This is a genomic window from Micromonospora yasonensis (genome assembly GCF_026013475.1).
GTDB classification, from domain to species: domain Bacteria; phylum Actinomycetota; class Actinomycetes; order Mycobacteriales; family Micromonosporaceae; genus Micromonospora; species Micromonospora yasonensis.
In genome coordinates this window covers 1-14,269 of the sequence record NZ_JAPDPH010000181.1, presented here as the reverse complement: position 1 = coordinate 14,269, position 14,269 = coordinate 1, and the positions used below count along the sequence as shown (strand labels likewise).

Annotated in this window: 13 protein-coding genes and 1 pseudogene; 7 read left to right on the top strand and 7 right to left on the bottom strand. The window is 74.6% G+C overall.

Features of this window, described 5'->3' with window-relative positions:
• A partial coding sequence (locus ONA70_RS27385) for an ABC transporter permease (protein ID WP_265009370.1) occupies positions 1 to 2,790 on the bottom strand: 2,790 nt, incomplete at its 3' end.
• A 113-nt stretch (positions 2,791 to 2,903) separates the two neighbouring features.
• Positions 2,904 to 3,932, bottom strand: coding sequence for a non-homologous end-joining DNA ligase (gene ligD, locus ONA70_RS27380; RefSeq protein WP_265009369.1), 1,029 nt, complete (start codon positions 3,930 to 3,932; stop codon positions 2,904 to 2,906).
• A gap of 47 nt (positions 3,933 to 3,979) precedes the next feature.
• Between ligD and msrB the strand changes: the two genes are divergently transcribed.
• The gene (gene msrB, locus ONA70_RS27375; protein WP_265009368.1) at positions 3,980 to 4,390 is read left to right on the top strand and encodes a peptide-methionine (R)-S-oxide reductase MsrB; all 411 of its coding nucleotides are present in this window, start codon (positions 3,980 to 3,982) and stop codon (positions 4,388 to 4,390) included.
• A gap of 9 nt (positions 4,391 to 4,399) precedes the next feature.
• Here the strand turns inward: msrB and ONA70_RS27370 are convergent, their stop codons facing one another.
• The gene (locus tag ONA70_RS27370) at positions 4,400 to 4,675 is read right to left on the bottom strand and encodes an isoamylase early set domain-containing protein (protein WP_265009367.1); all 276 of its coding nucleotides are present in this window, start codon (positions 4,673 to 4,675) and stop codon (positions 4,400 to 4,402) included.
• Between the two features lie 156 nt (positions 4,676 to 4,831).
• Here ONA70_RS27370 and ONA70_RS27365 point away from each other — a divergent pair, with 156 nt between their 5' ends.
• The 5 genes from ONA70_RS27365 to ONA70_RS27345 all read left to right on the top strand — a co-directional run bounded on the left by ONA70_RS27365 (position 4,832) and on the right by ONA70_RS27345 (position 9,478).
• Positions 4,832 to 5,092: a Prokaryotic metallothionein gene (locus ONA70_RS27365; protein WP_265009366.1), complete on the top strand. Its 261-nt coding sequence runs from the start codon at positions 4,832 to 4,834 to the stop codon at positions 5,090 to 5,092.
• A gap of 81 nt (positions 5,093 to 5,173) precedes the next feature.
• Positions 5,174 to 5,770, top strand: a complete 597-nt coding sequence (locus ONA70_RS27360; RefSeq protein ID WP_265009365.1) for a redoxin domain-containing protein — start codon at positions 5,174 to 5,176, stop codon at positions 5,768 to 5,770.
• A gap of 1 nt (position 5,771) precedes the next feature.
• Positions 5,772 to 6,665, top strand: a complete 894-nt coding sequence (locus ONA70_RS27355) for a cytochrome c biogenesis CcdA family protein (protein ID WP_265009364.1) — start codon at positions 5,772 to 5,774, stop codon at positions 6,663 to 6,665.
• A gap of 9 nt (positions 6,666 to 6,674) precedes the next feature.
• On the top strand, positions 6,675 to 7,178 hold the full coding sequence (locus ONA70_RS27350) for a GNAT family N-acetyltransferase (protein ID WP_265009363.1): 504 nt from the start codon (positions 6,675 to 6,677) through the stop codon (positions 7,176 to 7,178).
• Entirely contained in the window at positions 7,175 to 9,478 is a 2,304-nt protein-coding gene (locus ONA70_RS27345) for an N-acetylmuramoyl-L-alanine amidase (protein WP_265009362.1), read from the top strand. The genes ONA70_RS27350 and ONA70_RS27345 overlap by 4 nt, the downstream gene beginning before the upstream one ends.
• 63 nt (positions 9,479 to 9,541) lie before the next feature.
• Here the strand turns inward: ONA70_RS27345 and hemQ are convergent, their stop codons facing one another.
• Genes hemQ through hemE form a run of 3 tightly spaced genes read right to left on the bottom strand, consistent with a single transcriptional unit; the run spans position 9,542 to position 12,853 of the window.
• Positions 9,542 to 10,243 carry a hydrogen peroxide-dependent heme synthase gene (gene hemQ, locus ONA70_RS27340; protein WP_265009361.1) on the bottom strand — a complete coding sequence of 234 codons (702 nt, stop codon included), beginning with the start codon at positions 10,241 to 10,243 and terminating at the stop codon, positions 9,542 to 9,544.
• The gene (gene hemG, locus ONA70_RS27335; RefSeq protein ID WP_265009360.1) at positions 10,240 to 11,700 is read right to left on the bottom strand and encodes a protoporphyrinogen oxidase; all 1,461 of its coding nucleotides are present in this window, start codon (positions 11,698 to 11,700) and stop codon (positions 10,240 to 10,242) included. Before hemG ends, hemQ begins: the two co-directional genes overlap by 4 nt.
• A gap of 10 nt (positions 11,701 to 11,710) precedes the next feature.
• Entirely contained in the window at positions 11,711 to 12,853 is a 1,143-nt protein-coding gene (gene hemE, locus ONA70_RS27330; protein ID WP_265009359.1) for a uroporphyrinogen decarboxylase, read from the bottom strand.
• Between the two features lie 198 nt (positions 12,854 to 13,051).
• Here hemE and ONA70_RS27325 point away from each other — a divergent pair, with 198 nt between their 5' ends.
• Complete coding sequence (locus tag ONA70_RS27325) at positions 13,052 to 13,624, top strand: DUF3000 domain-containing protein (protein ID WP_265009358.1); 573 nt, start codon at positions 13,052 to 13,054, stop codon at positions 13,622 to 13,624.
• 186 nt (positions 13,625 to 13,810) lie between these two features.
• Here ONA70_RS27325 and ONA70_RS27320 read toward each other — a convergent pair.
• Positions 13,811 to 14,269, bottom strand: a pseudogene (locus tag ONA70_RS27320) (hypothetical protein); the annotation flags it as partial.

The window sequence follows — 14,269 nt, the reverse complement described above, 5'->3', positions numbered from 1 at the left end:
GGGGGGGGGGGGCCCGGCCCCCCCCCCCCCCAAGAGGGGGGCGGCGGCGGCGGGTCCGCCCACCCCCCGCCGGTCCAGCACCGTGACGCCGGGCAGGCCCGCCGCCGCGCGAGCCGCCGACGCATGGTCGCCGCCGGTGGTCAGCCACCACTCCTGCACCGGCCGGACCCCGCCCCGGTCCCGGACCAGCCAGTCCGTCGCGGCGGGCAGGTCCAGCAGCACGCCCTCTCCGGCGGTCGACGGCACCGCGGCCACCTCGCCGACCAGGGTGACCGGCAGCGACACGCCCGAGAGCGAGAGGGTGACGGTGTCCCCGGTGTGCAAGCTCAACGCCTCACGTACCCCGGGGGTCATCAACGCGGGCACCGGTGAGTTGTCGCCGGCCGGCACCACGGCGAAACGGGACGAGGCCTGGTACGCGAACTGTCCGCCCGGCAGCAGATCCACGTCGTTCACGGCCGACAAGCCGCCCGCCTCGGCCGAGACACTGAGTCTGCCGTTCGGTTGACCGTTGGTCGCCGTCCAGGCATCGCCGAGCTGCGCAGGACGGGCCGTCCCGTCGGCACCGACCAGTCGCAGGTCGCCCACCTTCAACTGGTACGCCCGCCCGGCCACGTCACCCCCGTCGACCTCGAATCCAGCCAGCCGGAGGTTCCCGCCGTCGGGCAGCGGCACGGCGAACGGCGCCGGGCGGCCGTCGCTGTTCGTGCTCGCCACCGGCAGCCGGTAGGCCAGCCCGTCCGCCCGGATCAACAGCATCGACACGGCGATCTGGTGCGGCGACACGGCGTCGCGCACCGGGGTGCGGATGGTGCCGGTGAGCGATCGGGTGTCGGCGGGCAGCTCGATCCCGATCGGCGCCTGCCGGGCCCGGACGAGCCGGTCGAACAGGGCCCGCGCCGGCTCGTCGGTCAGCCGCCTGTCCAGTCGCACCACCGTTGCCGCCGCCGCGGCGTCGAGGCTCACCACGGTGGCCGGCAGGTCGGCGCGGCCGACCCGGATCTCGTCCCGCCAGGCCGGTAACGCCCGCTCGACGCCGGCCAGGGTCCGGAGTTGCCCCGCTCGGCCGATCGGGGCGATTCCGTCGCGCTCGGTGAGCCGCAGATCGGCCCCGACGGTGTGGTCGGCCTGGTCGACCACGGAGCGTTGGCCGGTGGCGACCAGCGACCAGGCCAAAGTGCTGCCACCGACCGCGAGGGCGAGCAGCAGCACCGGCCCGGCGTGTGGGCGACGGCCCGCCTGCCACATGCCGAGGATGGTTGCCGTCCACAGCCTGCGGTCGATGAAACGTTCGGCGATCCGGGTCGCGGGTGGGAGCAGCCGCAACGCCACCACCGCACCGGCGAGCACGCCCAGCGTCGGCGCCGCGACCAGCAGCGGGTCCACGCCGAGCCGCCCGGCGGCCCCGGCCACCGGCGAGGAGTACTGCCGCAGCTGCGTCCAGGCCAGCACCGCGAACCCGACCAGCACCACGTCCACGCTGGCCCGCTGCACTGTGGCGGACCGGTCGGGCCGTGACCGCGCCGCCATGTCGGCGACGTACGTCCCGGCCCCGCGCAGCGTCGGGGCGACCATCGCGACCAGGCAGCCGCCGGCGGCGGCCAGCGCCACCACCCAGAGCAGGGTGGGGCTGCCGGCGGTCAACGCCAGACCACTCGGACCGCCACTGCCCACGCGTCGCAGTGCCTCTCCAGCGAGCAGCGGCCCGAGCACGGTGGCCGGCAGGACGACGAGGGTCGCTTCCCTGGCGGTGAGGGCGGCCAACTGCCGCCGTGCGGCGCCCCGGGCCCGGAGCAGCGCGTTCTGGTTCCGCCGGTCCTCGTGCAGCAGCGCGGCGACCAGCACCAGCGCGTAACCGCCGAGGACGACGATCAGCAGCACGGGGGTGGCCAGCGAGGACCGCCCCACCAGGTCGGCCCGGGCAATCCGATTGAGCAACCGGTCCATCGCGGTGACGACCTGCGCGGAGGAGCCGAGCCCGGCCGCTTCGGGCACCTCGCTGACGGCGTCGGTGAGTGCTTGCCGCACGTCGAGCAGCCGTCCGTTCCGAGCCGCCGCCGCAAGATCCGGCTCGATCACCCACCAGGCGGAGACTGAGCTCGGGAAGGTCGCGGTGAAGTCCGCCGGGTCGAGCACGAAGGGCCCGTATGAGGTGTCGGAGTCCACGGCGCTGCCCGCCCCGACCCCGGGCGCCAACTGCCAGTACGGCTGCGCCGGGTCACGCGGTCGCCACGTCCCGACGAGCACCACCTCGCTGGCCCGTTCGGTGCTGCGATCGAGCACGGGCAGGCGTTCGCCGACAGTCATCCCCAGCGCGCCGGCAACCTTTTCCGGCAGCGTCACCTGCAATGGGCTCGACCCGGCGGAGGGCCAGGTGCCGGCAGCCAGTTCGGCGTGCGCGGGCAGGTCGTCCAAGGTTGCGAGGTTGGCGAAGATGGGGTCGTCGTCGACCCGGATCCGCGGACCGAGGTCACCGGTAAGTTCCCGGCCGCCGCCATACCGTGCGCCGGTGACGGTGACCGGAGCGCCGCCGAGGCCGGCGGCGAAACCCTGGCGGATCGCCCGATCGCGGGCGGCCAGTTCGGCGGCGTCCCGGCCCCCGGAACCAACGACCAGCAGGCTGCGCTCCTCGAGGGAGGCGCCGGCGAGCAGCGCCCGCTGGCCGGCCTCGACGGCCCGGCGGTTGTAGTCGGAGAGCCCGGTGACCAGCGCGACCGCGACCAGGGCCGCGACCGCGGCGGCGAGCAGCAGCCCGCGCGCTTCGACGGCCCGCCTCCACACCAGCTTCATCCGACGTCCTCCCCTGCCCCGGGCGGGGCGATGTCACTGGGAGACCACTCGGCGGTCGGGAAAGGTTCGCACGCGTTACGTGATCGTTATCGAGGCCGGTGGGCGTTGGGCGGTCAGGCGCGGGGGCGGTCCCGGTCCTTGGAGGGCTGCACCCGCTTCGGCTCGCCGGGCATCTTCGGGTACTCCGGCGGGTACGGCAGGTCGCCCTGCCCGGCGGCGGCGTCCCGCTCGGCCCACTCCAGCAGCGGGGTGATGTCCCAGGGGGCGTCGTCGATGCCGGCGTGCGGGTCGCCCCGTTCGGCCAGCCGGGCCGGTACGGTGCCCAGGTCGAAGTCGTCCGGGTCCACCTCGGTCAGTTCGTCCCAGTCGACCGGCGTGGAGACGGTGGCCCGCGCGTTGGCCCGCAGCGAGTACGCGCAGGCGATGGTCCGGTCCCGGGCCATCTGGTTGAAGTCGACGAAGACCCGGCTGCCCCGCTCCTCCTTCCACCACGCGGTGGTGACCAGCTCAGGGCGGCGGCGCTCCAGCTCCCGGGCCAGCGCGATGGTGGCCCGGCGCACCTCGACGAACGTCCAGCGCGGCTGGATGCGCAGGTAGACGTGCACGCCCCGGCCGCCGGAGGTCTTCGGCCAACCGGTCACGCCCAGCTCGTCGAGCAGGGCCCGCAGCTCACCGGCGGCGGTCACCGCGTCGGCGAAGTCGGTGCCGGGCTGCGGGTCCAGGTCGATCCGCAGCTCGTCCGGGCGGTCGACGTCGGCGGCGCGTACCGGCCACGGGTGGAACACCACGCTGCCCATCTGCGCCGCCCAGGCCACGTGCGCCAGGTCGGCCGGGCAGAGCTCGGCGGCCTTCCGGCCGCTCGGGAAGGCGATCTCCGCGGTCTGGATCCACGGGGGTACGCCCCGGGCCGGCACCCGCTTCTGGAAGAACATCTCCCCCTCGATGCCCTCGGGGAAGCGCTGCAGGGTGGTGGGGCGGTCCCGCAGGGCGCGCATGATCCCCTCACCCACGGACAGGTAGTAGTGGAAGACGTCCGCCTTGGTGAAGCCGCGCTGCGGGAAGATCACCCGATCCGGGCTGCTGAGCCGCACGGTGTGCCCGGCGACGTCGATCTCCTCGACTGCGGCCTTGCTGCCAGCCATTGGGCGACCATATGCGATGCCACCGACGCCCGGCGTACCGTTAACCGGTGAGTCTTTCCGAGAGCGAACTGCCCACCACCGAGGACGAGTGGCGGGTCCGGCTGAGCCCCGAGGAGTTCCGGGTGCTCCGCGAGGCCGGCACCGAGCGGCCGTGGACCGGCGAGTACGTCGACACCAAGACCCCCGGCGTCTACCACTGCCGGGCCTGCGGGGCGGAGCTGTTCCGCAGCGAGGACAAGTTCGACTCGCACTGCGGCTGGCCGAGCTTCGACGACGCCATCCCGGGCGCGGTGAAGGAGATTCCCGACAACACCCTCGGCATGCGCCGGACGGAGATCCGGTGCGCCCGGTGCGACAGTCACCTGGGGCACGTCTTCGAGGGTGAGGGCTTCACCCCGAAGGACACCCGGCACTGCGTGAACTCGATCTCCGTCCGGCTGGAGCCGAAGCAGGGCTGACCGGGGCACTCAGAGCCGCAGGCAGCTGCCCTGCTCGTCGATCGCGTCGGCGGAGTCGTCGTCCAGCCAGACCCCGCCGGTCGCCAGGTAGCGGAACCGGTACTCGCCCGGAGCCAGCCGGACGGTCACCGTACGGGTGCCGTCCCGGCGGGTCACCAGCTCGTGCCGGCCGGGCTGCCAGTCGTTGAAGCAGCCGACCACGCTCACCGTGCCGGGCGGGGTGTCCCGGGGCAGGCAGAAGGTGACCCGGGTCTGGTTGCCGAAGAGCTTGTTGCGCTTGATCACGGGGTCCTCCGGGGTTCGAGGGCGGTCACCAGGCCTAACGCGCGACACGCCGGGGGCGACTCGCCGTCGAGCGGGACCAGGTTCGCCCGTTTCGGTTGCCCGGATGTGTCGGCTGCTCGACGCTGGGGTGACGTGTCCATATCGGGGGGTTTTGTAATGGCTACCTGCGAGGTATGCGGTAACGACTACTGGGGAGCGTTCGAGGTCCGCACGGCCAGCGGCGCGACCCACACCTTCGACTGCTTCGAGTGCGCCATCCACCGGATGGCGCCGATCTGCGAGCACTGCCAGACCAAGATCGTCGGCCACGGCGTCGAGGTCAACGGCCGCTTCTTCTGCTGCGCCCACTGCGCCCGGGCGGTAGAGGGCGCCCAGGGCGCCGAGGTCCGGGACGCGGTGGGCGCCCGCCCCTCCTGACGCGCGCCCCACCGCTTCGGGCGGTGGGCCGTAAGGATGCGGTAAGGGCCCGAGCGCCCGGAAGCTGGTTAGCATCCCGCCATGCCCGCCACCAGATCGACGCTGCTGCCGCTCACGCTGACCGCCGTCCTCGCCCTCGCCGGCTGCGGCGGGGCGGAACGCCCGACCAGCGAGGCCGCCCCCGCCACCTCGGCCGCGCCGGCCGGCACGCCCAGCGGGACGGCCGCCGCCACACCTGCGGACACGGCCAGGCCGGCGGGCACGACCGCCCCGGTGCCGGCCACGCTGGACTTCACCGCGCGCACCATCGACGGCGGCTCGTTCCGCGGCGGCAGCCTCGCCGGCAAGCCGGCCGTGCTGTGGTTCTGGGCGGCCTGGTGCACCCGCTGTCGCGGGGTCGCCGACGACGTGGCCGCGCTGCGGCGGGACAACGCCGACCGGGTCAACCTGGTCGGCGTGGCCGGCCTGGGCAGCGGCGCGGACGCGATGCGCCGCTTCGCCACGGACACCGGCATCGCGGCCTTCCCCAACCTGGCCGACGACGAGGGCGCGGTGTGGCGCCGGTTCGGCGTCACCAGCCAGGAGTGGTACGTGCTGCTCGACTCCTCCGGGAAGGTGGTGCACTCCGGGGCGCTGTCCCAGGCGGAGCTGCGCCGGCGGGTCGCCGGGCTGTCCTGACATGTCCGACGCCCCCTACGGCCTGGCTCTCGCCGCCGGCCTGCTCGCTGCGGTGAACCCGTGCGGGTTCGCGCTGCTGCCCGCGTACCTGTCGGTGCTGGTGCTCGGCGAGGGCCCGACGGCCGCCCCCGGGGCGCTCGCGCCGGTGGGCCGGGCACTGGCCCTGACCGGCGCAATGACCGCCGGCTTCGTCGCGGTCTTCGGTACGTTCGGGCTGCTCGCCGGGCCGGTCGCGGACGCCGTGGCGCAGCGCCTGCCGTGGGTGTCGGTGCTGATCGGGGCGGCGCTGGTGGTGGCCGGCGGGTGGCTGCTCGCCGGCCGGCAGCTGCCGGCGCTCACCCCGCGCCCGGCGGCCGGCCCCGCGGTCCGGGCCCGGTTCGGCTCGATGGCGCTCTTCGGCGCCGGGTACGCGGTCGCCTCGCTCGGCTGCACGATCGGCCCGTTCCTGGCCGTGGTGGTGGCCGGCTTCCGGGCCGGCAGCCCGGCCGCGGGCGTGGGCCTCTTCGTGGCGTACGCCCTCGGCATGGGGCTGGCGGTCGGCGCGGCGGCCCTCGCGGTGGCGCTGGCCCGGGAGTCGTTGGTCCGGCGCACCCGGCGGGCCGCGCCGCTGCTCGGCCGGCTGGCCGGCCTGCTGCTGGTGCTCACCGGCGGCTACGTGGCCTGGTACGGCTGGTACGAGGTCCGGCTGCTCGCCGGTGGCGACGCCGGCGATCCGGTGATCGACGCGGCCGGCCGGGCGCAGGGCGCGCTGAGCGGCTGGCTGGCGGGGCTGGGCCCGTGGAAGGTCGCCGGCGTCGTCGCCGCGCTGGTCGGGGTGGCCGCCGCCGGCACCCTGGCCCGCCGCCGGGCCACCGCCGCCCGGGCCGCCCGGGGCGGCGAGGTGGACGCGACCTAACCTTTCGGGATGCCTGTCGAGTCGCACGTCGCCACCTTCGCCGAGCTGGACGCCCGCACCTTCCACGACCTGCTCCGGTTGCGCATCGACGTGTTCGTCGTCGAGCAGGCCTGCCCGTACCCCGAACTGGACGGCCGGGACACCGAGGCGGGCACCCGGCACCTGTGGCTGACCCGCGACGGCGCGGTGCTGGCGTACCTGCGGATCCTGGCCGACCCGGACGGGGTGGACCGGATCGGCCGGGTGGTGGTCGCGCCGGCGGCCCGCGGCGCGGGCCTGGCCGGCCGGTTGATGAGCGAGGCCCTGGCGCTGGTCGGCGACCGGCCGTGCGTGCTGGAGGCGCAGAGCCACCTGGTCGACTTCTACGCCGGGCACGGCTTCACGGTCAGCGGCCCCGGCTACGTCGAGGACGGCATCCCGCACACCCCGATGCGCCGCTCGGGGCCGCCAGGTAACACCACGATCGATTCCCGCGCTGTCCACTGGGACACGTCGAAGGGAACTAAAGCGTGAAATTTACGGGGATCCGCTGGACCAGCCGCCGGGCGGGCATCGTGGCAGCGACGGCGGCCACCGCCGTGGCCGGCACGGTCGGCCTGGTCGCGGTCAGCTACGGCGACGACGGCGCGGAGTGGGCCGCCGGGGACGGGCCGGTGACCACCGCACTGCACACCGTGGACTTCCCGGCCGCCACCGGCCGCGAGGTCACCGTCCCGCGTCGGGACACCGACCGCTTCGCCATGATCGGGGTGACCTGGACGAACCCGAAGGCCACCTTCCGGGGCACCATCTCGGTGCGCACCCGGGCCGTGGGGGGCGGCTGGTCCGACTGGCAGCCGCTGGAGCTGGACAGCCACCGCGGGCCGGAGTCGGGGGCCGAGGCGGGCCGGGCCCGCGGCGGCACCGACCCGCTCTGGGTCGGCGCCTCCGACGGCGTGGAGGTGCGCGCGGTGGCGGCCAGCGGCGGCACCAGCGACCGGCTCCCCGCCGGGCTGCGGCTGGAACTGGTCGATCCGGGCCAGCCGAAGCGCCGCAAGGCGGGGGCCGCCGGGCGGGCACCGGGAAGCCGGGACCGACTGCGGCCGGTCGCGCAACTGCGGGCGCTCGAGCCGACCGCCACCGATCCCGCCGCGACCGACACCACGGCACCCGCGCCGACCGACACCACGGCGCCGGCCCCGACGGACAGCACCGCCCCGGCGGAGACCACCGCCCCGGCGCCCACCGAGACCACCGCGCCGGTCGAGACCACCGCGCCGGCCCCGGCCACCACCACCGCGCCGGCGCCCACCACCGCTTCCCCCACCGCCGCGCCGAACCCGGTCCCCACCCCGAAGGTGGTCACCCGCGCCGGCTGGCAGGCCGACGAGTCGATCGTCACCGACCCGCCGACGTACGGGAAGACGGTGAAGGCGTTCTTCGTCCACCACACCGCGGGCACCAACACCTACAGCTGCGCCGACTCGGCCGCGATCGTCCGGGGCATCGAGGTCTACCACGTCAAGAGCAACGGCTGGAACGACATCGGCTACAACTTCCTCGTCGACAAGTGCGGGGTGGTCTTCGAGGGCCGCAAGGGCGGCATCGACAAGCCGGTGACCGGTGCCCACACGTACGGCTTCAACACCGACACCGCGGCGATCGCCGTGCTCGGCACCTACATCAGCTCCGGCGTGCCTGTCGTGGTCCAGGACGCGATCGCGCACGTCGCGGCCTACAAGCTGGGCCAGTACGGCAACGACCCGGCCGGCACGGTCACCCTGGTCTCCGGCGTGAACGGGAAGTATCCCCTCGGCCAGTCGGTGACGTTCAACCGCGTCTCGGGGCACCGCGACGCGGTCGCCACGGAGTGCCCGGGTGACGCGCTCTACGGCCAGCTCGGCGGCCTCCGGCTGAAGGCGGCGACGATCACCGGGTTGGCGCTCACCGGGGTCACCGGCGGGAAGTCGGGCACCACCTGGTACACCCGGGGAACGTCCACCGTGTCCTGGTCGGTGGGCACGCCCAGCGCGCTGATCGCGAAGTTCGAGGTGCTGCTGGACGGGTCCGTCGTCGCCACCGCGGCGGGCACCGCCCGGTCGGCCGCGGTCACCGTCGGCGCCGGCGCGCACACCCTGCAGATCCGGGCCGCGCACCGGCTGGGCCGCACCGCCACCACCGCCGCCCAGACGGTCGTCGGCGACCCCACCGCGCCGACCTTCTCCGCCAAGCCGGAGGTGGGCCTGCGTGGCGGGACGGTCAACAGCACCTCGGTGCCCGTCACGCTCTCCTGGCGGGCCGCCGACAACGCCGCACTGCGGGCGGTGTATCTGACCGCGCCGAGCGCGATCACCTACGGGCCGACCACCACCAGCGCGTCGGTCCTGGCGAAGCCGGGGGTCGCGACGACCTGGTCGATGAAGGCGCTGGACTGGGCCGGCAACTCGGCCACCGCCTCGAACAGCCGCACCCCGATGCTCTTCCCCGAGTCGTCGGCCTCGCGCACCGGCACCTGGTCGACCACCTACAACACCGCCCACCTGGGTGGCAAGGCGCTCACCAGCACCGCCAAGGGCGCCACCATGAAGCTGTCCTTCACCGGCCGGTCGGTGTCGTTCATCGCCACCCGCTCCTCGACCTCCGGCCAGGTGTACGTCTACCTGGACGGGGTGAAGGTGGCGACGGTGGACCTGAAGGCGAGCAGCACCGCGTACCGGCAGGCGGTCTGGACGAAGAGCTGGAGCACCAGCGGCGCGCACACCATCAAGATCGTGGTGGTCGGCACCAGCGGCCGGCCCCGGGTCACCACGGACGGGTTCGGCTATATCAAGTAGCGCCACCCGACGGCGACGGGCCCCGGAGCTTCCTCCGGGGCCCGTCGCGTCTGCGCGGGTAGCTCAGACCAGGCAGGTGACGATGTCGGCGATCGGGCGGCGACGTCCGGTGTAGAAGGGGATCTCCTCCCGGACGTGCCGGCGGGCCCGGGCGGCCCGCAGGTCGCGCATCAGGTCGACGATCCGGTGCAGCTCGTCGGCCTCGAAGGCGAGCATCCACTCGTAGTCGCCGAGGGCGAAGGAGGCCACCGTGTTGGCCCGTACGTCCGGGTAGCCGCGGGCCATTTTGCCGTGCTCGGCCAGCATCTCCCGCCGCTCGGCGTCCGGCAGCAGGTACCACTCGTAGGAGCGGACGAACGGGTAGACGCAGAGGTAGGCCCGGGCCTCCTCGCCGGCCAGGAAGGCCGGGATGTGGCTCTTGTTGAACTCGGCCGGCCGGTGCAACGCCATCTGCGACCAGACCGGGGTGAGCGCCCGGCCCAGAGTGGTCCGGCGGAACCGCAGGTACGCGTCCTGCAGGGCGTCACTGGACGACGAGTGCCACCAGATCATCAGGTCGGCGTCGGCGCGCAGCCCGGCCACGTCGTACGTGCCCCGGATGGTGACGTCCTTGCCGGCCAACTCCTCGAAGAGCGACTCGACCTCGTCGACGACGTTCTCGCGCAGGGACGGGAGGGGGCTGGTGGCCCGGTACACCGACCACATGGTGTAGCGGATGGTCTCGTTGAGCTCCCGCAGCCGTGCCGCGTTGGTCTGCTCGGTCATGCTGCCGATCCTCCCAGTGCTGTGATGATCTCTTCGGCCGCCGTCTCGCCGGAGCGGACGCAGACCGGGATGCCGACGCCGTCGTAACCGGCCCCGGCCAGGGCCAGCGTCGGGTGGGCGGCGCGCAGGGCCGCCCGTACCGCCGCCACCCGGGCGAGGTGACCGGGGGTGTACTGCGGCAGGGCGCCGCCCCAGCGCTGCACGTGCCCGGCCACCGGGGTGGGCAGCGCGCTGCCCAGCACCTTCGACAGCTCCCGGTGCACGGTGGCGACCAGTTCGTCGTCGGTGCGCTGCAGGGACGCCTCGTCGCCGTACCGGCCGACGGAGGCGCGGACCAGGGCGAGCCGGTCGGCCCGGCGCAGGTGCCCCCATTTGGTGGTGAAGAAGGTGGACGCCTTGATCAACAGCCCCTCGGTGGCCGGCACCAGGAAGCCGGAGAGTTCCGGCAGCTCCGGCTCGGGCAGGGCCATGGTGACCAGGGCGACGCTGGCGTAGTCCAGCCCGCCGACGGTGCCGGCCACCTCGGGCGCCGGGCCGGCGAGCAGCCGGGCGGCCGGGCGGGCCGGCACGGCGAGCAGCACCGCGTCGGCCTCCACGTTCGACAACTCCAGCTCGGCGCGTCTGCCGCCGCGCCGCGACCTGGAGCCGTCGTCAGGGTCGCGGGTCGGGCCGACGGTGAGCCGCCAGCCGGCCGGGCCGCGGTGCAGCTCGCGGACCGTGGCGTCCCGGCGGATCGTCGCGCCGCTCACCCGGGCCGCCGCCTCGACCAGGGTGGTCAGCCCGCCGGCGAGGGTGCCGAAGACCGGCGCGCCGGCGGTGCGGGGTGCGGCGGCCTGCGCGGCGCGGACCGCGCCGACCAGGGTGTGCTCGCTGCGGGCCGCCCGGGCCAGGGCCGGCATGGTGGTGACCAGGGAGAGGTCGTCGGCCCGGCCGGCGTAGACGCCGCCGAGCATCGGGTCGACCAGCCGGTCCACCACCTGGTCGCCGAGCCGGTCGCGGACCAGCGCGCCGACCGCGACGTCCTGGTCCGGGCCGAGCAGCGGCCGGCCGGCGTCGCGGTCGGCGTCCGCCGCCGGCTGCGCCACCGCCGCCACCTTGTCCAGATCCCCTGGTACGCCGACAAGGGTGCCGCCCGGGACCGGGCGCAGCCCGCCGTCGACCACGAGCGCGGCCTGTCCGACCGTCGGGTGCACGATCGCCTCGGCCAGGCCGAGCCGGCGGACCAGGGCCACGGCTCCTGACTCCGCGCCGGTCGGGTCGCGCATCAGGAACGACTCGGCACCGAACTCGACCGGGCCGCCGGCCAGCTCGCCGGTGTGCAGCTTGCCGCCGAGGCGGCCGGACTGCTCGTACACGGTGATCTCGGTGCCGGCGGGGGCGAGGTCACGCAACCAGACGGCGGCGGCCAGCCCGGTGATCCCCCCACCGACGATCGCCACCCGCCACGGTCGCGCCACGGTCCCTCCTCTATTCGACCGGCCGCGCGCTGAGCTCGTGCACCAGCGCGACCACCCGGGTCAGCACATCGGGGTCGGTCTCCGGCAGCACGCCGTGACCGAGGTTGAACACGTGACCGGGGGCGGCCCGCCCCTGGTCGAGGATCCGGCGCACCTCGGCCTCGATCACCGGCCAGGGGGCGAGCAGCACACACGGGTCGAGGTTGCCCTGCACGGCCTTGTCCGGGCCGATCCGGCGGGTCGCCACGTCCAGCGGCGTACGCCAGTCGACGCCGACCACGTCGGTGCCGGCCTCGCTCATCGCGCCGAGCAGCTCGGCGGTGCCCACCCCGAAGTGGATCCGGGGCACGCCTGGCGACCGCTCCGGCTCGGCGCGTCTGTCGCCGCGCCGCGACCCGGAGCAGTCGTCGGCCAGGCCGGTGAGCACGTGGGTCGAGTGCGGCAGCACGTAGCGGCGGTAGTCGGCCTCGGAGAGCGCGCCCGCCCACGAGTCGAAGAGCTGCACCGCGGAGACCCCGGCGTCGACCTGCACCCGCAGGAAGGCGAGCGTCACCTCGGCGAGCCGGGCGCAGAGCGCGTGCCACAGATCGGGGTCGCCATACATCAGCGCCTTGGTCTTGGCGTGGGTCCGCGACGGACCGCCCTCGACCAGGTAGCTGGCCAGCGTGAACGGGGCGCCGGCGAAGCCGATCAGCGGGGTGTCGCCCAGCTCGGCGACGAGCTGGCGGACCGCCTCGTCCACGTAGGGCACGTCGTCGCGGCCGATCGGCCGGATCCGGTCGACGTCGGCGCGGCCGCGCACCGGCTCGGCCACCACGGGCCCGGTGCCGGCCACGATGTCCAGGTCGACGCCGGCGGCGGCCACCGGGACCACGATGTCGCTGAACAGGATCGCGGCGTCCACCCCGTGCCGGCGGACCGGCTGGAGGGTGATCTCGGTGACCAGGTCAGGGCGGCGGCAGGACTCCAGCATCGGCACATTGGCCCGGATCTCCCGATATTCGGGGAGGGACCGGCCGGCCTGGCGCATGAACCAGACCGGGGTGTGCGGGCCCGGCTCGCGCCGGCAGGCGCGGACGAAGGGCGAGTCGGCCGGCCCGCCGCGGCGGGGCTGTCCGTCTCGGGCGGCAATGCCCGTGGTGTCGGTGGTCATCGCGGCCATCGTGCCACGCGCCCGAACGGCGCTCGCGCTCACCATCACCTTTTGTGACGTGAAAGGAAGGGCCCCCGGTTAACGCTTGCGGTATAGGAAGGGCCCCCGGTTAACACCGGGCGCCGCTGTCACATGATCGTGACCGCCGCCCGGCGTGCCGTCGTCCGGTACGAGTGGACTGCGGCATAGGCTGCCGGCATGGCCCCCCCGATCGCGCTCCCGGAAACCTTCGCTCGCGCGGTCGCCGGGTTGCGCTCGGCGACCTGCCGCCCCGAGATCGTGCTGGAGGAGGTCGGCGCGCCGCAGCGGCTGGCCCCGTACGCGTTCGCGCTCTCCGCCGGCGTGCTGCGGGACGAGGACGAGGTGGCCACCGGGCGGCTGATCCTGCTGCACGACCCGGCCGGCCACGAGGCCTGGCAGGGCACCCTCCGGCTGGTCACCTACGTGACCGCCGAGCTGGAGGTGGACCTGGCCAGCGACCCGCTGCTGCCCGGGGTGGGCTGGACCTGGCTGACCGACGCGCTGGACGCGCAGCACGCCCGGTACCGGGCGATCGGCGGCACCGTCACCCAGACCCTCTCCACCCGGTTCGGCGAGCTGGCCGGGCCGCCCACCGCCGGGGACATCGAGATCCGCGCGTCCTGGACCCCGCTCGGGGTCGACCTGGCCCCGCACCTGCTCGGCTGGTGCACCCTGCTGGCCTCGACGGCCGGGCTGCCGCCCCCCGGCGTGACCGCCCTCCCCACCCGCCGCCCCGCCGGCGCCGCCTGACCACGCCCCGCGCCCGCCTCCGCCGTGCGGGGTCGCGCACAACTTCGGGGAAAGTGCTGTCTCCGAGCGCTCTGAGGCAGCACTTTCCGGGAGACTGCGCAGCCCTCGACGCCCGGCGCCGGCCCGATGAGCGGAACGCGGACGGGCCGCGCCGGGTGACCGGGGCGGCCCGTGCCGAGCGGCTGCTCAGAGGTAGTTGTCGGCCTCGTCGCAGACCTTGTCCATGCCCTTGCTTGCCTTGTCGAAGGCGGCCTTGTCGCCGCGCGACGCCGCCTGCAGGGCGGTGGTCAGCTTGTCCAGGCAGGTGGCGATGACCTTCTTCTGCCGGGCCTGCTCGTCCCGGTCGTTCTTGGTGCCGGTCAGGTCCTGCTCGGTGTCGGCCAGCTTGTCCCGGACCGACTGGAGGTCGGCCTTCAGCTTGTCGATCTCCTGCCGGTTGGCCGCGATCGTGCCGTCCCGCTGGCTGACCTGCTTCTCAGCCTTGTCCAGCTTGCCGTTGGTGGTGACGTAGAGGCCGGTCATCACGCCGCCGAGCACGAGGAGCAGCCCGGCGACGATGGCGAGGACCAGGGCGGCCCGGCCCTTGCCAGCGCCCGCCCCCGGCGCCCCGTACGCCGACCCGGGCGGGGCCGACATCGGCTGGGG

Coding starts and splice junctions, on each gene's coding strand:
- ligD (WP_265009369.1), bottom strand. CDS start 3,932: ATGGCTGGCAGCAAGGCCGCAGTCGAGGAGATCGACGTCGCCGGGCAC.
- ONA70_RS27365 (WP_265009366.1), top strand. CDS start 4,832: ATGGCTACCTGCGAGGTATGCGGTAACGACTACTGGGGAGCGTTCGAG.
- ONA70_RS27360 (WP_265009365.1), top strand. CDS start 5,174: ATGCCCGCCACCAGATCGACGCTGCTGCCGCTCACGCTGACCGCCGTC.
- ONA70_RS27355 (WP_265009364.1), top strand. CDS start 5,772: ATGTCCGACGCCCCCTACGGCCTGGCTCTCGCCGCCGGCCTGCTCGCT.
- ONA70_RS27350 (WP_265009363.1), top strand. CDS start 6,675: ATGCCTGTCGAGTCGCACGTCGCCACCTTCGCCGAGCTGGACGCCCGC.
- hemQ (WP_265009361.1), bottom strand. CDS start 10,243: ATGACCGAGCAGACCAACGCGGCACGGCTGCGGGAGCTCAACGAGACC.
- hemE (WP_265009359.1), bottom strand. CDS start 12,853: ATGACCACCGACACCACGGGCATTGCCGCCCGAGACGGACAGCCCCGC.
- ONA70_RS27325 (WP_265009358.1), top strand. CDS start 13,052: ATGGCCCCCCCGATCGCGCTCCCGGAAACCTTCGCTCGCGCGGTCGCC.